Below are 19,632 nucleotides of genomic sequence, written 5' to 3'. Positions count from 1 at the left end.
CCAGCTGGTTGATAGGTCGGGTGTGGAAGCGCTGCAAGGCGTTGAGCTAACCGATACTAATTGTCCGTGAGGCTTGACCATATAACACCCAAAGGGTTTGTGGTCGATGACTCGCCAATTGCCGGATGCGATGAAACGTATTAGGAAAAAAGATTTTCCATCAGCATGATTTATATTGCCTTTTTCGCCTGACGACCATAGCGTGCGGGAACCACCTGATCCCTTGCCGAACTCAGCAGTGAAACCGCTCAGCGCCGATGGTAGTGTGGGGTCTCCCCATGTGAGAGTAGGTCATCGTCAGGCACTTATTATGAAAAGCCCGATTATCGAGAGATAATCGGGCTTTTTTTATCAAGAGATTTACGCGTGGGTCGTCCCTGCTTCTCTCTTTGTGGTCTTGCCGCAACTGCCGTGAGACTCACGCCTCCTGGCGAGTAGGATTGTCAAAGAGTTGGACCGTTCGTCAGGTGCTGACACCAAGAAAATGCCCCTCGGATTCGCCTGAGCGGGTGTTTTTTTGTGGGCTATCCACCGCAAGCTTCGCGCCGGGCTCGCTCTGCGCACACTGGCTGCGCCAGTGGGTGGTTTCGCCGATGGCATCGGCAAGGCTCGTTCCGCTTAAGCCCTCGGTGCCGGTCGGTCTTGGCCCTTGTTTCAGAGAAGGGCCAAGACTCTTCGCTTCCCCTCGTTTTCACTCAGCTTCCCGCTTTCATTACCCCAAAAAGGAGTGCTCGGTCGGACGATCATTCGTCCGCCGCCAACCACGACATGAGTAATTCCACCGCTACTTCCGAGTCACGATTGCAGCCGGCCGGTTCACGGCTAGGTGACCCTGTGGTGCTGATCTTGAGCATCGGCTTCATCCTGGGCTTCATTGCGCTGTCGCTGTACGACGTCGACATGGTCGCGAATGGCATTTCGACGGGATTCGCCTGGACGGCCAAGACACTCGGCAGCTACTTCCAGTGGCTGTTGTTGCTGTCCTTCTTCGTGGCGATCGGGCTCGCCGTCTCTCCGGTATCCCGTGCTCGTATCGGCAACTTGGATACGCCCGAGATCAGTACCTTCAAATGGCTGTCGATGATCATGTGCACGCTGCTCGCCGGGGGCGGGGTGTTCTTCGCTGCCGGTGAGCCGGTGTATCACTTCGTCGTCACTCCGCCGGCCTTCGACACCGAGCCCGGCACCGCGGATGCTATCGCAGGAGCCCTGGCTCAGTCGTTCATGCACTGGGGGTTTCTGGCCTGGGCAGTGCTCGGAACCCTGGCTTCTGTGGTGTTGGCGCATGCCCATTACGTGAAAGGGTTGCCCCTGCAGCCTCGGACGTTGCTGGTGCCGGTGTTCGGCGAGCGTGTCATGTCTGGACCGCTGGGCGGCGTCGTTGATGCGCTATGCGTGATTGCCGTCGTGGCGGGCACCGTTGGCCCGATAGGCTTCCTGGCGACACAGGTCAGCTATGGCTTCCATGAGCTGTTTGGTACCAGCGATGGCTACGCGACCCAGCTGGCGGTGCTGGTGGCCCTGGCCGTTGTGTATGTGACGTCGGCCATGACGGGGATCCATCGCGGCATCCAGCTGCTCAGTCGCTTCAATGTCTTCTTGGCGCTGGCGATTGCCGCGGCCATCTTTGTCTTCGGCCCGACGCTGTTTCTGACCAATGCCTTCACCCAAGGCTTCGGTGAGTACCTCTCGTCGTTCTTCACCATGGCGACCATGACCACCCAGACGGCGCCAGACTGGTGGATGCAGTGGTGGACCGTGTTCTTCTTCGCCTGGTTCATCGGTTACGGGCCCTTGATGGCGATCTTCGTCGCACGTATCTCTCGTGGGCGTAGCATCCGTCAGATGATTCTGGCCGTGGCGGTCATGGCGCCGGTTGCCACCGCGCTCTGGTTTACCCTTCTGGGCGGTTCTGGCATCTATTACCAGCTATCCGGAGCGATTGACCTGTCCGAGGCACTGAACAACTTCCAGTTCGATGTGGCGACGCTGACCGTCGCCCAGGCACTTCCTGGCGGAGGCTTGATGGCGGCAGCGATCCTGCTGTTGACCACCATCTTCGTCGCGACCACCGGCGACTCGATGAGCTACGCTATTTCGGTGGTTGGCTCAGGGCATGATGAGCCGAGCCCGTGGGTGCGAGCCTTCTGGGGGATCGCGATGGCCTTGATGGCGGCGATTCTGCTGCACATGGGAGCCGGCCAGATCGGTGCACTGCAGCAATTTATCGTGATCACCGCGATTCCGGTATCGCTGGTATTGCTGCCGACGCTGTGGACCGGTCCCAAGGCCGCTCGTGAGATGGCCCGTGAGCAGGGCCTGATGTAACACCGGGCGGACCTGACGCCCGTCGACGCCCCCGGACCCTTGCCCGGGGGCGTCTTGCGTTACGGGTAACGGTCAGGGAGGGGGCGTTGGTGCAAGGGCATCGCTCGGGTCCGTGCAGACTGCTACTATGATCGACTTTCGTCGATATTACTGGGGAGGCCGTTCGTCCGTGAACGTGACTACACCGGCACTGTTGTTTCCTGCCATCTCGTTGTTGCTGCTGGCCTACACCAATCGATTTCTGACGCTTGCAGGCCTGATACGCAAGTTGGCAGATGAGCAGCGCGATGGTCACCGTGAGGGTAACCTGCGACAGATTCTGCTGCTGCGCCGACGCATTTCGCTGACCAAGCGGATGCAGATCGCCGGGGTCTTCAGTTTCTTGCTATGCACACTCTCGATGTTTGCTCTATTTCTGTCGCTGACGTCACTGGGCATGCTGTTGTTTGGTATCAGCCTGGTGGGCCTCTCCGTTTCGCTGGTGTTCTCGCTATGGGAGGTCGTGATCTCGACCAATGCGCTGAACGTGCAGTTGCAGGATATCGAGGCGCAGGCGATGTCCGCCGCAGCTCCCAGGACGGACGATGACACAGGAGTGCGGCGATGATTCCCAATGAACTCTTGATGTTTTGCCGGCCGGGCTTCGAGCCGGACCTGGCGGCCGAGCTTGAAGAACGGGCGGCGGATCGTGGTGAGCGTGCCCAGGCCGAGATCTGTCCGGGGCAGGGGCTGGTGCGCTTGTGTCTCGACGCGGGGCGTCCTGCCAACAGCCTGCACCGTGACCTGCGCTTGACCGACCTTGTGTTCGCTCGCCAGTCGCTGATCGCCTTGCCGCCACTGACCGTTTCCCGGGAAGATCGTCTCTCGCCGATCATCGAACAAGTGGTCGCCAGCGGCTGGAGCTTCGAGTCGCTCAGCCAGGAGACGCCGGACACCAATGACGCCAAGGCGCTAGGCGGATTGCTGAAGGCGCTGGAACGTCCTCTCGGTTCGCAGCTGAAGAAGCGTGGGGCGCTCAGGCGCAAGGCTGGCGGGCGGCGCTTGCATCTGGTCTGGCGCGATGGCGACCAGGTGCAGCTCGGCATGAGCTTTCCTGGCAATCGCAGCGAATTCCCCGGTGGTATTCGTCGTCTGCGTTTTCCCCACGCGGCACCGAGCCGCTCGACGCTCAAGCTGGAAGAAGCCTGGCATGAGTTTGTGCCCCGCGATGAATGGGAGGAGCGCCTCGGGGAAGGCATGCAGGCTGCGGATCTGGGGGCGGCGCCGGGGGGCTGGACCTGGCAGCTCGTGCAGCGAGGCATGCACGTCTACGCCATCGATAACGGCCCCATGGACAAGACGCTGATGGCGACCGGAATGGTCGAGCACCTGCGTGAGGATGGGTTCGTCTGGGAGCCGCCGATGCGGCTTGACTGGCTGGTCTGCGATATCGTCGACAAGCCCGCGCGGGTCATCTTCATGATGGAGCGCTGGCTCGAGAAGCGCTGGTGCCGAGAAGCCATCTTCAACCTCAAGCTCCCGATGAAGCGGCGTTGGGAGGAGGTCTCTCATTGTGTGGACGGGCTGGCTCAGCGCCTCGGTGAGGCTGGCGTCTCGGCTACGATTCAGTGCCGACACCTCTACCACGACCGCGAAGAGGTGACGGTCCATGTGCGGTTGGATGAGCCTGGGTAGGGCGCTGGTTCGGTCCAACGACAGAGCGTGCAATCGGGGGAACTCGCCGGCGCCGCGTCGGCGCTCGGCTGGATGGCGGAGGGGCGGCTGACTGGGTAAAGCCGTTCGGCCCAGGGCGGCGCCATTCCGACGGGCGCCACCTAGAAGGCGGGTTCGTAGATGCGCACTTTTTCCTCTTCGGTGAGCAACGGCTGGAGGCGCTGCATGGCGCGCAAGCGGGCTTCGCTGTTGTACCATTCCTTCCAGGCGCGGATGTCTCGCCATTTGGTGATCATCAGCCGGCGATCGGAGCGTCCTTGTTCCACCAGGCTCTCGCCGCCGAAGAAGCCACTGGCGCCCAGGGATTGGCGCATGGCTTCCCGGGCCGCTTGCTCATATTCGTCTTCGAGGCCTGGCATGATGCGCCGTTCGATGATGATCTTGATCATTCCTTCACTCCAACGCCGAGGTATTGATGGTGGATTCTGTGGATGCACAGCCTGACAGTGATAGCGTACTGGACACCAGCGGCCTGTTTTGCCCTGAACCTATCATGATGATGCATAACCGTGTTCGTGATATGACGTCCGGTCAGATTCTCAAGGTCATCGCGACAGACCCCGCGACGACTCGAGACGTGCCGAAGTTTTGCCAGTTTCTGGGCCATCAATTGATCGATCGGCATGACGCCGACGACGGCACTCACCTGTACTTTATTCGCCTCGCCTGAGGGGCGAGCCTGGGCGCCGCGATGGCCGATCGACGAGGCCTTCCCGAGTGCCGAGCCACGGGGGCTGACGGACGCCCGGGGTCGGGTTCTCGTGGCGATGTAAAGCGGCCGTCATTGCGGGGCCATGCCGGCGACGGGCTCGGTGTCGGCGCCGGGGCGGTGGCGTGGACGGCTGGCGTTACCGCCTGCGTGGATGCGGCCCCGCGCCGCCCTGTGCCATCATGATTCGTCGCTGTCCGGCATCACCATCATGGCGAGGGCCTCAAGCGTCGCCGGATCTTCCTGGCGGATGCGGTTGGCGATCGTGCGCTGGAAGAAGTACACCACGCGATGGCGGCTATGCCCCGGGTAAAGGCACTCATCGTTTGGCAGCACCGGCGTTGACTCGACCAGGTCCTCATCGGCGAGCAGGGCCTCGATGCTGCCGTCGCTGTAAAGCCGCCAGCCGAAGACTTGCTTGAGCTGCCACGGTTGATCCTCTTCGTCCATGCACAGGGCATGGGTGCCCTGATGTTCGGGCAGGGTCTGGATCAAGGTGGTCTCGTCGGTATCTTCGTACTCGAAGTAGGCCGCCGCGTGATGCAGTTCCATCTCCTTGTGCTCCGGTACCTCCTCCAGCAGCTCTTCGGTCTCGGGGTCGCGGTAGCCAACGAAGTGACCGTACTGGGGGTCATTGAGCTGTTCGCAGGGCGTCAGCGACTCCATCCAGGGCACGAGGCCGACGATGTCGCCGTTCTCGCGCATTCCCCAGGCGAGCAGGGGCATGCCGTACAGCGTGTCCGGGTTGGATGAGAGGCGATAGACCATTTCGAGTCCATCGAGCTCCGGAGACAAGCGCACCAGACGGCGGCGAGCCTGGTGGCGTTGGCGCATGGCGTCCAGGTCAATGACCCGGGCGGGGCGGGGTGACAGCGGGATTCCCATGGTGTCCCTCCAGCGGCTGCGTGGGTACGGCATCACCATCTGGGCGTCCGGTCAGATGGTGCGCTTGGCGTCACTGTTCTCATCAATAGCACAGTCTGAGCCGTCAGCGTAAGTCCCCGGCCGAGTTGCAGCGTTGGCTCAGGGTGTGTTGCAGGTGCTGGTGATCCTGCCGAGCGGCGTCGAAGCGGCCCAGCGGCGTGGTGCTGGAGTCGAGGTCGAGCCACTCCTGACGATAGCGTCGCAGCGCGTCGGTTCCCGCCACATGGGCATCGAGCAGGCGGTCGATAGCCTCGAACCAGGTGCCGGCAGCTTCCCCTAGGCGTGTCGTCCAGGCGCTAAGCGCCGGATCGAACGCTATGCTCTGTGCGGATCGAGGGGCCCCGTTGCCCTGGCATCTCTGTTCCTGGGCGGCGGCCATTACTCGGTTGATCTCCTCGAGCCTGACCGCGGCCAGCAGCAGGCTGCGCAAGAGCTCTGCCGACAGGGGGCGCTCGCGCAGGGTCTTTAGGTGTCCCTCCAGGATGGCGGAATCGGGCATCCAGGTACGGTCGTACTGGTGCTTGATGGCGTCGGTCAGGTACTGCAAGGCCGGTAGCTGGCGTTGCACCTCGGCCAGGTCTTGCGGGTCGATGGGGGAGCTTGCCCGCGAGAAGTTGCCCGCCCATTCCTCGGAGGCGACGAGAGCGTTGTAACCTTGCGTCGGTAGTTGTTGCGTCTTGATCCGGGTGAGGCGCGCCAAGCGTGCCCGGTCTTCTGCTCCCAGCGCCTCAACTACATCGGTCGTGACGCACGCGCTGAGTCGCCGCCACAGGCGCAGTTCGTATAGCCAGCGCTGGCTCGGCGGTGCCACCCGGCCGAGCTGGTTGTTGCGCTCGGCGACCAGGTTGGTGATCTGGCAGCCGCGCAGGGCGAAGACGTTGAGCAGGCCCTCGCGAGTCTCGTCGACGTCGAGCGTGAGCTCACGGGTGCCGGGGAAGGCGCCGATGTTGGGGATCGGCCGACGGGCGGGGGCCGGTTGGTCGAGGTGCGCGGCCAGGTTGTCCTGGTAGGCCGCCATCTGCCTGGCCATGTCGCTGTCGCCGCAGCCGGGCAGTAGCACAAGGCTAAGGCCCAGGAGGACGCCCAGGAATGCCCTTGCCGGAGGCGGCAGTGGCAGGCCCCGCAAGATGCCCGGAAATCGACGCAGGGCTCTGCGCCGCGACGCTGGAAGGGTGGCTGCTTCGATCACTGGCGTTCTCGGTCTGTGGGCGCCTGCACCGGGCGAGGCTTCCCCCATGCCGTGTCCTTGCTGCGACGTCGCAGGCGTTCGCCGAGCAGCACTGCCGCCACCGTCAGGCCGGCGATCAAGCCGCTCCAGTAGCCGTACACGCCCATGGGTTCGACCCAGGTACCGAGACCGTACTCGCCGAGCCAATGGCCCCCACCGAGGCCCACCAACCAGTAGGACAGCAGAGTGATCACCATGATCACTCGGGTATCCTTGTAGCCGCGCAGGGCGCCCGCCAGGGCGACCTGAACGGAGTCGGAGACCTGATACAGCATGGCAAGCCCGACCAGGGAGAGGGTCAATGCCTGGACCTCGGGGTTGTGGGTGTACAGGGCTACCACCGGCTCCGCGGTCGACCACAATACCAGGCTATTGAACACGGCCACGGCGACGGCAACGAGGATGCCATTCCAGGCGACTAGCCGAGCGCGTTCCAGGTTGCCGCTTCCCAAGGTGTTGCCGACGCGTACCGTCAGCGCCATGCCTAGCGATAGCGGCAGCATGAACAGGACCGAGGTGTAGTTGAGTGCCACCTGGTGGGCGGCCACCACGGTCTCGCCAAGGCTTGCGACAAACAGCGCGATCAAGGTGAACAGGGTGACTTCGACAAAGATGGCCACCCCGATCGGTAGCCCGACATACAGCAGTTCGCCCATCAGCTTCGCGGTTGGGCGAGACGCCGAGTGCCAGAGGTCGATATCCCCGTAGGCTCGGCTGCGCTGGGTGTAGAGGATCATCGCCAGGCTCATGACCCACATCGAGATGGCGGTGGCGATGCCACAGCCAAAGGCGCCGAGGGCAGGCATCTGTGCCAGCCAGTCGGGCGTCGCGGCGCCGAGAAGTTCCACGAGACCATCACCGCCATAGATCAACAGGTAGTTGCACGGGATGTTGACGCCTAGCCCCACCAGGCTGATCCATAGCGAAGGGCGGGTGTGGTTCATGCCGTCCGAGAAGGCCCGCAGGGCCAGGAAGATGGCTATCCCCGGCATGCCGAAGGCGACGGCCCCCACGTAGTCGCTGGCTCGGCTGGCCACCGGAGCTGGAACTTCCATCAGCGCGAACACGGGGTCCACCGCGACGGACAGCAGCAGCGCGGCGATCATGCCCATCACCAGGCCGATCCACAGCGCCTGGTGGACGCTCGGCCGGATGCCGGCACGGCGCCCGCCCCCGAGCAGGTGAGCGACGATAGGCGTCAGCCCCATCAGGGTGCCGGTCATGAACAGCATCAGTGGCAGCCACAGACTGGCACCCACCGAGACCGCGGCCAGATCGGTGGCGCTCTGGCGCCCGGTCATCATGATATCGACCACGCTCATGCCCGCCTGGGCGAGCTGGGCGCCACAGATGGGCAGGGCCAGGCGAATCAGGGGCCAGGTTTCGCGGCGGCTGGTGGACAGCAATGGGGACGGCAGCAGGCGCAAGGGATGAGCTCCGTGCAAGAGGATAAGAAGGGCTTCTTGCCCAACTGGTACAGGGATTGAGTCTACCAGCGGCGCACCATTTTGGCGCCGTTGGCGAGCTTGATATGATAGCGGCCCGACTTGCCCTTTCGACGACCCCCTGCGAGGCTCCGTGACCCATCGTCTAGAAGACGTCATCGCCCTGTTCGATGGCCTGTTTATCGACACCTGCAACACCCGCTTGGTGCGCGGTGGCGGCGAGCCATTGTACCTGCCAGCCGACGCCGAGAGCCCCTGGCATCGAGTGATCTTCGCCCGGGGCTTCTTTTCCAGCGCCCTGCACGAGATCAGCCATTGGTGCATCGCCGGTCGCCAGCGTCGTCTCAAGGAAGACTACGGTTACTGGTATGCCCCCGATGGCCGCGATGCCGATCTTCAGGCGGCCTTCGAGCGCGTCGAGGTGGCGCCACAGGCGCTGGAATCTCTCTTCAGCCAGGCCTGCGCTCTGCGTTTTCACGTCAGCGTCGATAATCTCGGTGACGTCGAGGTCGATCGGGCCGGCTTTGCGACGCGGGTCGCCGAGCGGGCCGAGCGGTATCGCCTTGAGGGCCTGCCGCGCCGGGCCCGGGTGTTCGAGCGGGCGTTGCGGGCCTTCTATCTCGAGGGCCAGGACCTGAGCTCGGCCGTGGAGACGGGGCTTGGCTGTCTCGCGCCAGAGGCCGGTGGCTCGGGCACCCCCACGGCGGCCAAGGCCGATGCCTCGGCCCAGGCGTGAGGAGCCCAGATGATACGTCGCCGAGGCGAGGCTCAGTCTTCGTCACGCATGCGGCGATGCAGGTGCAACATGACTTCTACCTCCTGTTCGGGGCGCATCGGCTCAAGGCCAAGCTCGCCAAACAGCTCATTACGGGCCCGCGCCCAGTCACTGGGGCCAAGGTCGGGATAGAGCGATTCCGCGGGAGCGAGTTCGACGAAAGGGTCCAGCCCGTAGGTATCGAACAACCGCGAGAGGGCGGCCTCGTCATCGAACACACCCGCCGTGTACAGCGTCGCGTTGAAGTGGTCCGTTTCGAGCTCGCGAATCACCTCGAGCGGGCTGATCCCGATGCTTGCCAGCTCCTCGAGACTGTAGTCGCCGAGGGACACCATTTCGGCGTCGAGCCAGCTGTCATCGGGCTGGATCAGGGTGTGCTTGATGCGACCGTCGTCCAGGCTCCAGGCGATGGCCAGGGGAAGGCCGCCGTCTTCGCCGGTTTCTACGGCGATGAATGCGGGCAGGTCGGCCATGTCAGCTCTCCTCGACAGGGTGGGATGGTGTCTCGATGGCAAAAAATGCCAGTGCCGTCGCCGTCGTGGCGGCGGCCAATGCGTCTTCGGATTCACCGCGCCAGTGGGCAATCTCTCTAACGATCCAGGGCAGCAGGGCCGGTTCGTGACGACGACCCTTGAGCTTGGCCGGCAGATTGCGCGGCAATAGGTAGGGGCAGTCGGTCTCGACCATCAGACGGTTGGCGGGAATGGCGCCGACGCACTCGCGTAGATGATGGCCACGGCGCTCGTCGCAGATCCACCCGGTCAGGCCGATGTGCAAGTCGAGATCGAGATAGCCGTGCAGGGTGTCCTGGTCGGCGGTAAAGCAGTGGATGACCGCCTGGGAGATATCATCGCGCCAAGCCTTGAGGATGTCACGCATCCGCGGCCCCGCATCGCGCTCATGCAGAAACAGCGGCAGGCCGCTGTCCGCGGCCTGCCCAAGCTGGGCCTCGAAGGCCGCTTCCTGCGCTGCCGGGGTCGAGAAATTACGATTGAAGTCAAGGCCGCACTCGCCCACCGCCACCACCTCGGGTTGGCGGTGCAAGTCGGCCATGGCCGCGGCAAGTTCCGGTGTCCAGTCGCTGGCCTGGTGGGGATGCACGCCGGCGGTGGCGTGCAGGCCGGGATAGCGACGCGCCAGGGTAATGGCCTGTTCGGCGTGTTCGCGGTCGGTGCCGGTCAGGATTAAGGTATCGACGCCGGCAGCCCGGGCACGCTGGAGTGTTGCCTCCAGATCTCGGGCGAAACTGTCGTGGGTCAGATTGGCGCCGATATCCACCAGCGGCGCCGGTGAACGCCGTCGCAGGGCTTCGGGCAACACCTCGTCAAAGGTGGTGGGGTCGGACACGGGACTCTCCGTTGCAACAGGGATGCAGTGGTGCATTGTACCCGGGCCTGTACCGTTGCGACCATGCCGCGAACCGCATCGCGTCATGCCCTGTCAGGGGCTGGGTGCGGTACACTGGCGCGATGGCAACGTGAGAGGTGACGTGTGACCCTGCTACGACTTGAGCAGCTGCAACTGGCCTATGGCCCCCAAGTATTACTCGATGGCGCCGAGCTGACCCTGGAAAGGGGAGAGCGGCTGGCGCTCGTGGGCCGCAACGGCACCGGTAAATCGACCTTGTTGAATCTGGTGTCGGGAGACAACCTGCCCGATGGCGGCAGCATCTGGCGCGCACCGGGCCTCAAGATCGGGGTGCTCGAACAGGACCTGCCGGAGGCCAGCGGCGAGACGATCTTCGATGTGGTGGCCCAGGGTCTGCCCGAGGCCGGTGATCTGCTGTCCGAGTATCACCACCTGATCATGTCCGACGACCCAGACATGAACCGCATGGCGATACTGCAGACGCGTATCGAGGCGATCGACGGCTGGTCGTTTCATCAGCGCATCGATGTCGTGCTGACCCGTCTGGGGCTGCCTGAGGACGCCGAAATGGCGGCGTTGTCCGGTGGTTGGCGGCGGCGAGTGGCGTTGGCCCGGGCGCTGGTCGCCGAGCCCGACCTGCTGTTGCTGGACGAGCCGACCAACCACCTGGACCTCGATACCATCGCCTGGCTCGAAGAGCAGTTGTTGAATTTCTCCGGTGCGGTACTGTTCATTACCCACGACCGGGCCTTTCTGTCGAAGCTGGCCACCGCCATCCTCGAGTTGGACAGGGGGCGGCTTGGCCGCTACCCCGGCGATTACGCCGCTTACCAGGCGCAGAAGAACCATGAACTCGAGGTCGAGGCGCGGGAGAACGCCGAGTTCGACAAGAAGTTGGCTCAGGAAGAGACGTGGATTCGCCAGGGAATCAAGGCGCGACGCACCCGTAATGAAGGCCGCGTTCGGGCGCTTGAGCAGTTGCGTCGCGAGCGTGGCGAACGCCGTGAGCGCCAGGGCAAGGCGAACCTGTCCATGGACAGCGGCTCCCGCAGCGGCAAGCGCGTGGTCGAGCTTGTCGATGTCTCGCAGCATTTCGAGGACGCCACCGTCATCCGTGGGCTGAATCTCGAGATTCAGCGCGGCGACCGTATCGGTCTCATCGGCCGGAATGGCGCCGGCAAGACGACGCTGCTCAAGATCCTGTTGGGTCAGCTCGAACCGAGCGAAGGCAGCGTACGGGTGGGTACCAAGCTGCAGGTCGCCTACTTCGACCAGCTGCGGGCGGGTCTCGAACCCGAGAAGACCGTCTACGACAATGTCGCCCAGGGCAGTGATCGGGTCGTGGTGGGCGGGCGCGATCGTCACGTGATGAGCTACCTGCAGGATTTTCTGTTTTCGCCTGAGCGCGCACGCCAACCGGTGAAGGCCCTGTCCGGCGGGGAGTCGAATCGCCTGTTGCTGGCCAAGCTCTTCACCCAGCCGGCCAACGTGCTGGTGCTCGATGAGCCGACCAACGACCTGGATGTCGAAACCCTGGAGCTGCTCGAGGAGCTGCTGCTGAACTTCGATGGCACCCTGTTGCTGGTGTCCCACGATCGCGCCTTCATGGATAACGTGGTGACCAGCGTGCTGGCCTTTGAAGGCCACGGCGCCGTGCGTGAATACGTGGGGGGCTATACCGATTGGGTTCGCCAGGGCGGCAAGCTGCCCCCAGCGCCCTGGGAAGGGGCCGCGCGCCAAGGTGTCGAGCCCACCGCGAGTGCCGAAGAAGATCGGGCTCGTGGTGCCGCGGTGCCGGCTGCCAAGGAGGCCGGGAAACCGAAGACCGTGAAGCTGTCGTACAAGCTTCAGCGCGAGCTCGATGCGCTGCCGGCGGATATCGAACGCCTGGAAGGCGAGATCGAGGCGCTGGAGCAGGAAGTGGGCGATCCAGGGTTCTACCAGCAAGATTCGGCGACGGTGACCGAGCGTCTGGCCGTGCTCCAGGCACGCCAGGAGGCGCTCGACGGCGTCATGGAACGCTGGATGGAGCTGGAGGCCATGGCCGCCGGCGACGCCTGATTCCGGTGATTATGCGACAAGGCCGGAAACCCCTGGGGGCTCCGGCCTTGTGGTGTTGATGCCGAGGTTATTGATGCCGAGGTGGTGCACGGAGTCGATGACTCGCGCTTATTCGTCGCTCTCCTGGCCGACTCGCACCGCGAGCACGTCGCACTGGGCACCGTGCAAGACACCGGTCGATGTCGAGCCGAGCAGCAGGGCGAAGCCGTGACGGCCGTGGGAGCCGACCACGATCAAGTCGACGCTGTGTTCATCGGCGAAGCGGTGGATCTCGGTATCGGGCATGCCCACGACCACATGCTGGTCCTCGCGGGCCACGTTGGCATCGGCGATCTCGGCCAGGCGCTGCTTGGCATGATCGTCCAGCTGGTCCTGGATGCTGGTCAGGTCCATCGGGATGTCGCCGCCGTAGGCGAAGCCCAATGGCTCCAGGGTGTGCATGATGGAGAGCTTGGCGTGGTTTCGGTCGGCGATCTGCATGGCGCGCTCGAGGATTCGATGGGAATCCTTGGTCAGGTCGACCGCGACCAGGACATGACGATATTCGTTGCTCATGGTATGACGCCTCCAGCGGGGCTCAATGACAGAAGTCTTGACCTCCACTCTAGGATGGACGCTGTGCCAAGACAACGGTGTGTATCAACCTTTTTGCCGAGGAAACCGTATGTTGTGGGTGATGATCCTGGCCGTGGTAGGGATGGTGTTTGCGCCGGCCATGTGGCTAAGGCCGTCACACCGGGAGCGTCGTGTGGGCGGCCTGCGTGAGGCGGTCATCGACGCCGGAGTCAGTGTTCGGCTGGAAAAGTCGCCGATTCACGCCGACAAGGAGCAGCGTGCCGCCTATCGCTGGCCGTATCCGAGCCAGCGGCCCGGGCCGACGTTCGTGCTGGTGCGTGAGGCCTACGCCAGTCAGGCGCTGAAGTCCTTCGAGCCGGGCTGGCGCTGGCGGGTGGAGCCATTGAGGCCAATGCCAAGGCTCGTGGCCGCGCACCTGGCGACGCTGTTGGCGCGGCTGCCGGAGGATGTCTGCGTGATCGAGTCTGGGCGCGGTGCCTTGACCCTGTGGTGGGAGGAGTCGCTGGAGCGAGACGCCTTCATGCCACTGGTCGCGCCCTTCGGGGAGTTGAGGGATGCGCTGGCGGACCGGCCGGATCGTGAGCGGTCGGCGCGGCCGATACCTCCACCGGGCTAGCACCGGGCTAGCACCGGGATAGCACCGGGATAGGCTTGGGGCTCGTTCCAGGGCGTGCGTTAGACGGGCGTTAAGGTGAGGTTTGAAGGCTGGTGTCGGGCTAGGCGGCGCGCGCATCGCCTTCATCGGAGCCTTTGTGCCAGGCTCGACGATGGCGCAGAGACGAGCGCCACCGTCGCAGCAGCACGGGGTAGTGATCGAGCCGCTGACCTCATGACGCGCCGGCGGCGGTTGCCGGGGCGCTCAGCAGTCGTGTGAATCCGGTTCCGGGGACAGTAACGCCGTGCCGTTGGCCTCGATGCGAGTCAGCATGGTGCTGAGTTGTTCGACCTCGTCATCGTCGAGTCCGGCGAGCATTTCCTCGCGTGCCTGGGTCACGGTGGCCTCGATCTTTTCCAGCAGTGGCGTCGCCTGTTCGGTCAAGTGCACGCGCTTGGTGCGTCTGTCCTGGTCACAGGGACAGCGTTCCACCAGGCCCTGCTCGCAGAGCTGATCGAGGGTGCGCACCAAGGAGGGCGCTTCGACGCCAATGGCGCGCGCCAGGTCACACTGCGGCTGACCGTCCGGCATCCGCCACAGGTGATACAGCGTGACCCAGCGCGTTTGCGTCAGCCCCAGAGGGGCCAGGCGCTGGTCGAGCACGGCACGCCAGATGCGTGGCGCCTTGGACAGCTGAAAGCCAATGTTCTCGTTCATGTCACTCGCCAATTCGGAAGTCTGCAAATGATCTGATTGTCCGAACGCTGGCGCCACAATGCAAGCCGTGAACCCAACGATTCCTCTCTTGGGTCGGTAGGACATCCCTCTTTCTTCTCTTTTATCCTTCCCTTTCATCGTCGTCGGCAGCGTGATCGTCGGACGCCGCGTCGGGTTCCTGGCTCGCGCTGGAAGGCGCCGCCTGGTTCTCGTCACTATCGCTGGCTTCGTCGCTATCGCTGGCTTCGTCGCTATCGCTGGCTTCGTCGCTATCGCGGGTCTCGTCGCTATCGCCATTGTCGGCACCGTTGTCGCTCGTCGAGGTGTCGTCGACGCTCGGCGCCGCCGTGTGCTCCGCCGCCGGTGTGTCGCTGGGCGTCATCGGATCATCGGGGGCGCCCTCGGGGCGAGCCGTCAACCAGCGCAGCCGCAGTCCCGGCAAGCCGGCCTGGGGGTCGATGCTGGCGTCGGCCAGGGTCGCGGCGGCGGCGTCCTTGCTTACGGTAAAGTGCAGCACGCCGATGCGCTGACCACCGTCGGTCATCACGTCGATGCGCCATTGACCGACACTGTCCGCGGGGAAGTTCTGCTTGTGGGTCCAGGCCCGGTAGCCCTCGGCGCGGCCGCCCTGTATGTCGAGGGGGATGCGATCGATCAGCTCACCGTCATGACGCCATTCATGCACGATCTCTTCTTTCAGGCCGCGCGGAGCATGAACCGCGGTGTAGGCGTAGAGCCCGCTGCCGGCAAGGCCTGCCGGGGTGAGACGCAGTGACCCCTGGGGCTGACGCGCCTCGGTGTCGAAGCCCGGTGCCAGCGCGCTGCCTGATATCCACAGGCTCGCCGGCGGCACCCAGACGCGACCCAGCCAGATGAGCGTGGCCAGCACCGGCAGCAGCGCGAGCATCGCCAGCCAGCGCCGGGTTGTCATGGGACGCAGCAGATGGAGCAGGCTCGGCAAGCTGAACAGGATCATGGCCGCACTGGCAAGCAACAGGCTCTGCCCGGTCGACAGGTGCAGCACCAGCGGCAAGGTGACCAGCATGACGAGAAACACGCATTGGGCATGGAAAACGAAATACAGCCAACGCTTGCGCTCCGCGAGACGATAATACAGCGGGTCGAGAATCGACAGCACGGCCATGGCCAGCATGGCCAGGGTGAACAGCGCCTGGCCACTGGTCCATACCGTCGTCGCCAGCAGAAACGGCAGGGTAAAGAAAAGCGTCTCCTGGTGGATCATTTGGGCGATGAAGGTGGTCACACCTCGAGGGAGGGCCGGGTATCCGCGGCGCACCATCATGCGTCCCACCAGACTCTCGGAGAGCAGCAGTACCCACGCCAACAACATGCCCAACGCCAGAGCTACCCCGAGCCACTGCTGGCGCTCGACCAGAAAGAAGCTGGCGACGCCGGCGGCGAAGGCCAGCGGCGGCCACAGCCAGTGAAAGGGACGTAGCCTGGCGACCCAGGCCTCGACGCTGCGCTGCAGGCGATTCATGGAGCGCTCGGGTGGCGTGTTGTCGGTAGCGGTCATGGCCTGAGAGGCATCCTTTGTGGGAGGGCGGGCGCAGCGCTGAGTGTCAGGGCATCCTACAGTATGCCGGTACGATCGGCAGGCGCGTGGAGTCCACGCGGCGGCGCTACTGTGAAGAGAGAGGACAGAGTGGGTAGAAGGTAGGGGTTGACGAAATCCTGGCTTTGCACCAAGCTGCCAAAATCAAACGGCCGTATGAATTCCTTATCGGAGATTCGTGGATGATCTATCAAGGCAATGCCATCACGGTGGCTCGCGGCGGCGATGACATCGCTACTCTGACCTTCGACCTGCAGGGCGAATCGGTCAACAAGCTGTCCGGCGCGGTGATTCGTGAACTAGGCCAAGCGCTCGACGCCGTGCGTGGCGAATCCGGACTCAAGGGTCTGATGCTCAAGAGCGCCAAGGAGGCGTTCATCGTCGGCGCAGACATTACCGAATTTCATGCCATGTTCGAGAAGGAGGAGGCCGACATCCTGGCCATGCTCGAGCAGGTCCATGGCATCTTCAATGGACTCGAGGATCTGCCGTTCCCGACGGTCACCGCCCTCAACGGGCTGGCGCTCGGCGGCGGCTGCGAGGTGGCGCTGTCGACCGATTTCCGGGTCATGAGCGAAAGCGCCAAGATCGGCCTGCCCGAAACCAAGCTGGGCATTCTTCCTGGGTGGGGGGGCTGCGTACGCCTGCCGCGGGTGATTGGCGCCGACAACGCCATCGAATGGATCGCCGGGGGAACGGAAAACCGTGCCGAGGCTTGCCTCAAGGTTGGTGCGGTGGACGCGGTGGTGCCGGCGGAAGATCTCGAGGCGGCGTCGCTGGATATTCTGGCCCGCGCCAATGCCGGAGAACTCGACTACCAGGCGCGGCGTAGCGAGAAGAACAGCGCCCTGAACCTTAACCCAGTCGAGCAGATGATGGTCTTCGAAACCTCCAAGGGGTTTGTGGCCGGCAAGGCCGGGCCGCACTATCCGGCCCCGGTGGAGTCGATCAAGGTGATGCAGAAGGGCTGCGGTGAAACCCGCGACCGGGCCCAGGCCATCGAAGCCAAGGCCTTCGCCAAGCTGGCCAGGACAGAGGTGTGTTTCAACCTGGTCGGGCTGTTCCTGAACGACCAGGTCGTCAAGAAGCAGGGTGGCAAGTACGCCAAGACCGCCGCACCGGTGAAGCAGGCAGCGGTGCTCGGTGCCGGCATCATGGGCGGTGGCATCGCCTACCAGAGTGCGGCCAAGGGTACGCCGATCCTGATGAAGGACATCAAGGAAGAGGCCATCGAGCTCGGGCTCAAGGAGGCGCGCAAGCTGTTCGGCAAGCAGGCCCAGCGCGGCAAGCTGACGCCCCAGGCCGTGGCCGAGAAACTTGGCAACATTCGCCCGACGCTGTCCTACGGCGACTTCGGCCATGTCGACCTGGTCGTCGAGGCGGTGGTCGAGAACCCCAAGGTCAAGGATGCCGTGCTGACCGAAGTAGAGGCTCAGGTGGGGGAGGACACCATCCTGGCGTCCAACACCTCGACGATTTCGATCAACCGGCTCGCCGCCAACCTCAAGCGTCCCGAGAACTTCTGCGGCATGCACTTCTTCAACCCGGTGCACCGTATGCCGCTGGTGGAAGTGATCCGCGGTGAAAAGTCCAGCGACGCCGCTATCGCCGCCACCGTGGCCTATGCCCGGGCCATGGGCAAGACGCCGATCGTGGTCAACGACTGCCCAGGCTTTCTGGTCAACCGAGTCCTGTTCCCGTACTTCGGCGGCTTTACCCTGCTGGTCGAGCAGGGTGCCGACTTCCAGCGTGTCGATAAGGTCATGGAGAAATTCGGCTGGCCCATGGGCCCGGCCTATTTGCTCGACGTCGTTGGCATGGACACCGCCGTGCACGCCAACGAGGTGATGGCCGAGGGTTTTCCGGATCGCATGGCGCGAGAGGGCAAGACCGCCATTCAGGCCATGTACGAAAACGAGCGTCTGGGCCAGAAAAACGGCAAGGGGTTCTACGCCTACGAGCTTGACCGCAAGGGCAAGCAGAAGAAGGTCGTCGATGACGCCGCCATCGGCCTGGTCAAGGAGCTGGCCGCAGGCAGCCGCGAGTTCTCCGATGAGGACATCATCGCGCGGATGATGGTGCCCTTGTGCATGGAGACGGTGCGCTGTCTCGAGGACAACATCGTCGGTACCCCGGCAGAGGCCGACATGGCGCTGATCTACGGCATCGGCTTCCCGCCGTTCCGCGGTGGCGCACTGCGCTATATCGATGCCATGGGGGTGGCAGAGTTCGTCGCCCTGGCCGACAGCCTGGCCTCGGAGCTGGGGGCGCTGTATGCACCCACCGAGCGGCTGCGTGAAATGGCCAACGCTGGCGAGACCTTCTACGGCCAGTCCCACTGACCCCACGCTAAGGAGAGATGACATGAGTTTGAACCCGAGAGATGTCGTGGTGGTCGATGGACTGCGTACCGCCATGGGCAAGGCCAAGCACGGTGCGTTTCGTCATGTGCGCGCAGAGACGCTGTCCGCTGAGGTCATGAAGGCGTTGTTGGCACGTAGCGCAAGCGTCGACCCGGAGACGGTCGATGACGTGATCTGGGGCTGCGTCAACCAGACCCTGGAGCAGGGCTTCAACGTGGCGCGTAACGCTCAGATCCTGACCGGCATGCCGCGCAGCGTGCCGGCCCAGACGGTCAATCGCCTGTGCGGCTCATCGATGAGCGCACTGCACATCGCGACGGCCAACATCAAGGCCGGCATGGGGGATCTCTACATCGTCGGTGGCGTCGAGCATATGGAGCACGTCCCGCTGACCCACGGCATCGATGTCAATCCGGGGGCGAGCAAGCATGCGGCCAAGGCCGCGATGATGATGGGCATGACCGCGGAGCTGCTGGGCAAATTGCACAGCATCTCACGAGAGCAGCAGGACGCCTTCGGTGTACGCTCCCATCAGCGCGCCTATGCGGCTCAGCAGAACGGCGGTTTCGCCAACGAAATCATCGGGGTGGAAGGCCATGATGGAGACGGGCGGCGGATTTTGGTGACCCAGGATGAGGTGATTCGCCCGGACGCCAGTATCGAGTCCATGGCCGGTCTCAAGCCGGTATTCGATCCGCGTGGTGGCACCGTGACGGCGGGGACCTCATCGGCGCTGTCGGTGGGCGCCAGCGGCATGCTGGTGATGAGTTATGAGCGCGCCCAGGCGCTCGGTCTCGAACCGATCGCCCGGATCGTCTCCACCGGTGTCGCCGGCTGTGATGCCTCGATCATGGGCTATGGCCCGGTGCCGGCGACCCATCGCGCGCTCAAGGCCGCGGGCCTGACCATCGACGACATCGAGACCGTCGAGCTCAACGAGGCCTTCGCCGCCCAGGCGTTGCCGGTACTGAAGGATCTTGGGCTTCTCGACCGGATGGACGATATGGTCAACCTGCATGGCGGGGCCATCGCGCTCGGTCATCCGCTGGGCTGTTCCGGCACCCGTATCAGTACGTCGCTGTTGACGGTGATGAAAGAGCAGAACACCACCCTGGGACTGGCCACCATGTGTATCGGCATGGGTCAGGGCGTCGCGACGGTGTTCGAGCGCCTCACCTAGGTACGAGGACCGGGGCAGCCCCGGCCTGCAAGACCGGTGTGTGACAGCCCCGGCAGCGAGACAGACGGCGCCTT

General features: G+C 63.9%; 18 protein-coding genes and 2 rRNA genes. 11 read left to right on the top strand and 9 right to left on the bottom strand.

Going from position 1 to position 19,632, the window contains the following annotated elements; genetic code table 11:
- From ACUN9Y_RS13190 to rlmM, 5 genes are all read left to right on the top strand, one after another.
- Positions 1 to 81: ribosomal RNA gene (locus ACUN9Y_RS13190) — 23S ribosomal RNA — on the top strand; the annotation flags it as partial.
- A 106-nt stretch (positions 82 to 187) separates the two neighbouring features.
- Positions 188 to 303, top strand: a 5S ribosomal RNA gene (rrf, locus tag ACUN9Y_RS13185).
- A gap of 465 nt (positions 304 to 768) precedes the next feature.
- Positions 769 to 2,328: a BCCT family transporter gene (locus ACUN9Y_RS13180; protein WP_445461170.1), complete on the top strand. Its 1,560-nt coding sequence runs from the start codon at positions 769 to 771 to the stop codon at positions 2,326 to 2,328.
- Positions 2,329 to 2,455: 127 nt separating this feature from the next.
- Positions 2,456 to 2,935, top strand: a complete 480-nt coding sequence (locus ACUN9Y_RS13175; RefSeq protein ID WP_445461169.1) for a DUF2721 domain-containing protein — start codon at positions 2,456 to 2,458, stop codon at positions 2,933 to 2,935.
- Positions 2,932 to 4,002, top strand: a complete 1,071-nt coding sequence (gene rlmM, locus ACUN9Y_RS13170) for a 23S rRNA (cytidine(2498)-2'-O)-methyltransferase RlmM (RefSeq protein ID WP_445461168.1) — start codon at positions 2,932 to 2,934, stop codon at positions 4,000 to 4,002. The genes ACUN9Y_RS13175 and rlmM overlap by 4 nt, the downstream gene beginning before the upstream one ends.
- 140 nt (positions 4,003 to 4,142) lie before the next feature.
- On the opposite strand, the gene ACUN9Y_RS13165 is transcribed toward rlmM, so the two are convergent.
- Entirely contained in the window at positions 4,143 to 4,430 is a 288-nt protein-coding gene (locus tag ACUN9Y_RS13165; protein ID WP_445461167.1) for an antibiotic biosynthesis monooxygenase family protein, read from the bottom strand.
- A gap of 26 nt (positions 4,431 to 4,456) precedes the next feature.
- Here ACUN9Y_RS13165 and tusA point away from each other — a divergent pair, with 26 nt between their 5' ends.
- On the top strand, positions 4,457 to 4,711 hold the full coding sequence (tusA, locus tag ACUN9Y_RS13160; protein WP_445461166.1) for a sulfurtransferase TusA: 255 nt from the start codon (positions 4,457 to 4,459) through the stop codon (positions 4,709 to 4,711).
- 219 nt (positions 4,712 to 4,930) lie between these two features.
- Here the strand turns inward: tusA and ACUN9Y_RS13155 are convergent, their stop codons facing one another.
- The 3 genes from ACUN9Y_RS13155 to ACUN9Y_RS13145 form a co-directional block, all read right to left on the bottom strand.
- On the bottom strand, positions 4,931 to 5,635 hold the full coding sequence (locus ACUN9Y_RS13155) for a hypothetical protein (protein WP_445461165.1): 705 nt from the start codon (positions 5,633 to 5,635) through the stop codon (positions 4,931 to 4,933).
- A 103-nt stretch (positions 5,636 to 5,738) separates the two neighbouring features.
- Positions 5,739 to 6,704 carry a DUF3080 family protein gene (locus ACUN9Y_RS13150; RefSeq protein ID WP_445461164.1) on the bottom strand — a complete coding sequence of 322 codons (966 nt, stop codon included), beginning with the start codon at positions 6,702 to 6,704 and terminating at the stop codon, positions 5,739 to 5,741.
- 155 nt (positions 6,705 to 6,859) lie between these two features.
- Positions 6,860 to 8,329: an MATE family efflux transporter gene (locus tag ACUN9Y_RS13145; RefSeq protein WP_445461163.1), complete on the bottom strand. Its 1,470-nt coding sequence runs from the start codon at positions 8,327 to 8,329 to the stop codon at positions 6,860 to 6,862.
- Positions 8,330 to 8,480: 151 nt separating this feature from the next.
- On the opposite strand from ACUN9Y_RS13145, the gene ACUN9Y_RS13140 reads away from it, so the two are divergent.
- Complete coding sequence (locus ACUN9Y_RS13140; RefSeq protein WP_445461162.1) at positions 8,481 to 9,083, top strand: elongation factor P hydroxylase; 603 nt, start codon at positions 8,481 to 8,483, stop codon at positions 9,081 to 9,083.
- A gap of 32 nt (positions 9,084 to 9,115) precedes the next feature.
- Here the strand turns inward: ACUN9Y_RS13140 and ACUN9Y_RS13135 are convergent, their stop codons facing one another.
- Both ACUN9Y_RS13135 and ACUN9Y_RS13130 read right to left on the bottom strand, forming a co-directional pair.
- Entirely contained in the window at positions 9,116 to 9,595 is a 480-nt protein-coding gene (locus ACUN9Y_RS13135) for a hypothetical protein (protein ID WP_445461161.1), read from the bottom strand.
- 1 nt (position 9,596) lies between these two features.
- Positions 9,597 to 10,469 carry a TatD family hydrolase gene (locus ACUN9Y_RS13130; RefSeq protein ID WP_445461160.1) on the bottom strand — a complete coding sequence of 291 codons (873 nt, stop codon included), beginning with the start codon at positions 10,467 to 10,469 and terminating at the stop codon, positions 9,597 to 9,599.
- Positions 10,470 to 10,613: 144 nt separating this feature from the next.
- Here ACUN9Y_RS13130 and ACUN9Y_RS13125 point away from each other — a divergent pair, with 144 nt between their 5' ends.
- Complete coding sequence (locus ACUN9Y_RS13125; RefSeq protein WP_445461159.1) at positions 10,614 to 12,551, top strand: ATP-binding cassette domain-containing protein; 1,938 nt, start codon at positions 10,614 to 10,616, stop codon at positions 12,549 to 12,551.
- A 108-nt stretch (positions 12,552 to 12,659) separates the two neighbouring features.
- On the opposite strand, the gene ACUN9Y_RS13120 is transcribed toward ACUN9Y_RS13125, so the two are convergent.
- The gene (locus tag ACUN9Y_RS13120; RefSeq protein ID WP_445461158.1) at positions 12,660 to 13,106 is read right to left on the bottom strand and encodes a universal stress protein; all 447 of its coding nucleotides are present in this window, start codon (positions 13,104 to 13,106) and stop codon (positions 12,660 to 12,662) included.
- A 109-nt stretch (positions 13,107 to 13,215) separates the two neighbouring features.
- On the opposite strand from ACUN9Y_RS13120, the gene ACUN9Y_RS13115 reads away from it, so the two are divergent.
- The gene (locus ACUN9Y_RS13115) at positions 13,216 to 13,743 is read left to right on the top strand and encodes a preprotein translocase subunit YajC (protein ID WP_445461157.1); all 528 of its coding nucleotides are present in this window, start codon (positions 13,216 to 13,218) and stop codon (positions 13,741 to 13,743) included.
- A gap of 243 nt (positions 13,744 to 13,986) precedes the next feature.
- On the opposite strand, the gene slyA is transcribed toward ACUN9Y_RS13115, so the two are convergent.
- Together slyA and ACUN9Y_RS13105 are read right to left on the bottom strand one after the other, a co-directional pair.
- On the bottom strand, positions 13,987 to 14,439 hold the full coding sequence (slyA, locus tag ACUN9Y_RS13110) for a transcriptional regulator SlyA (protein WP_445461156.1): 453 nt from the start codon (positions 14,437 to 14,439) through the stop codon (positions 13,987 to 13,989).
- A gap of 121 nt (positions 14,440 to 14,560) precedes the next feature.
- Entirely contained in the window at positions 14,561 to 15,976 is a 1,416-nt protein-coding gene (locus ACUN9Y_RS13105) for a DUF5924 family protein (protein WP_445461155.1), read from the bottom strand.
- A gap of 221 nt (positions 15,977 to 16,197) precedes the next feature.
- Between ACUN9Y_RS13105 and fadB the strand changes: the two genes are divergently transcribed.
- Both fadB and fadA read left to right on the top strand, forming a co-directional pair.
- Complete coding sequence (gene fadB / locus ACUN9Y_RS13100; RefSeq protein WP_445461154.1) at positions 16,198 to 18,357, top strand: fatty acid oxidation complex subunit alpha FadB; 2,160 nt, start codon at positions 16,198 to 16,200, stop codon at positions 18,355 to 18,357.
- A gap of 22 nt (positions 18,358 to 18,379) precedes the next feature.
- Entirely contained in the window at positions 18,380 to 19,558 is a 1,179-nt protein-coding gene (gene fadA, locus ACUN9Y_RS13095; RefSeq protein WP_445461153.1) for an acetyl-CoA C-acyltransferase FadA, read from the top strand.
- Positions 19,559 to 19,632 lie beyond the last annotated feature (74 nt).

It is taken from the genome of Halomonas sp. V046, assembly GCF_052645355.1.
This window is presented reverse-complemented; position numbering and strand designations above follow the sequence as displayed.

What these genes read in the sequence shown, in the direction of transcription:
- slyA (WP_445461156.1), bottom strand. Translation starts at nt 14,439, where the DNA reads ATGAACGAGAACATTGGCTTTCAGCTGTCCAAGGCGCCACGCATCTGG.
- tusA (WP_445461166.1), top strand. Translation starts at nt 4,457, where the DNA reads ATGGTGGATTCTGTGGATGCACAGCCTGACAGTGATAGCGTACTGGAC.
- ACUN9Y_RS13115 (WP_445461157.1), top strand. Translation starts at nt 13,216, where the DNA reads ATGTTGTGGGTGATGATCCTGGCCGTGGTAGGGATGGTGTTTGCGCCG.
- fadA (WP_445461153.1), top strand. Translation starts at nt 18,380, where the DNA reads ATGAGTTTGAACCCGAGAGATGTCGTGGTGGTCGATGGACTGCGTACC.
- ACUN9Y_RS13180 (WP_445461170.1), top strand. Translation starts at nt 769, where the DNA reads ATGAGTAATTCCACCGCTACTTCCGAGTCACGATTGCAGCCGGCCGGT.
- ACUN9Y_RS13175 (WP_445461169.1), top strand. Translation starts at nt 2,456, where the DNA reads ATGATCGACTTTCGTCGATATTACTGGGGAGGCCGTTCGTCCGTGAAC.
- rlmM (WP_445461168.1), top strand. Translation starts at nt 2,932, where the DNA reads ATGATTCCCAATGAACTCTTGATGTTTTGCCGGCCGGGCTTCGAGCCG.
- ACUN9Y_RS13135 (WP_445461161.1), bottom strand. Translation starts at nt 9,595, where the DNA reads ATGGCCGACCTGCCCGCATTCATCGCCGTAGAAACCGGCGAAGACGGC.
- ACUN9Y_RS13165 (WP_445461167.1), bottom strand. Translation starts at nt 4,430, where the DNA reads ATGATCAAGATCATCATCGAACGGCGCATCATGCCAGGCCTCGAAGAC.
- ACUN9Y_RS13105 (WP_445461155.1), bottom strand. Translation starts at nt 15,976, where the DNA reads ATGACCGCTACCGACAACACGCCACCCGAGCGCTCCATGAATCGCCTG.
- ACUN9Y_RS13150 (WP_445461164.1), bottom strand. Translation starts at nt 6,704, where the DNA reads ATGGCCAGGCAGATGGCGGCCTACCAGGACAACCTGGCCGCGCACCTC.
- fadB (WP_445461154.1), top strand. Translation starts at nt 16,198, where the DNA reads ATGATCTATCAAGGCAATGCCATCACGGTGGCTCGCGGCGGCGATGAC.
- ACUN9Y_RS13120 (WP_445461158.1), bottom strand. Translation starts at nt 13,106, where the DNA reads ATGAGCAACGAATATCGTCATGTCCTGGTCGCGGTCGACCTGACCAAG.
- ACUN9Y_RS13155 (WP_445461165.1), bottom strand. Translation starts at nt 5,635, where the DNA reads ATGGGAATCCCGCTGTCACCCCGCCCCGCCCGGGTCATTGACCTGGAC.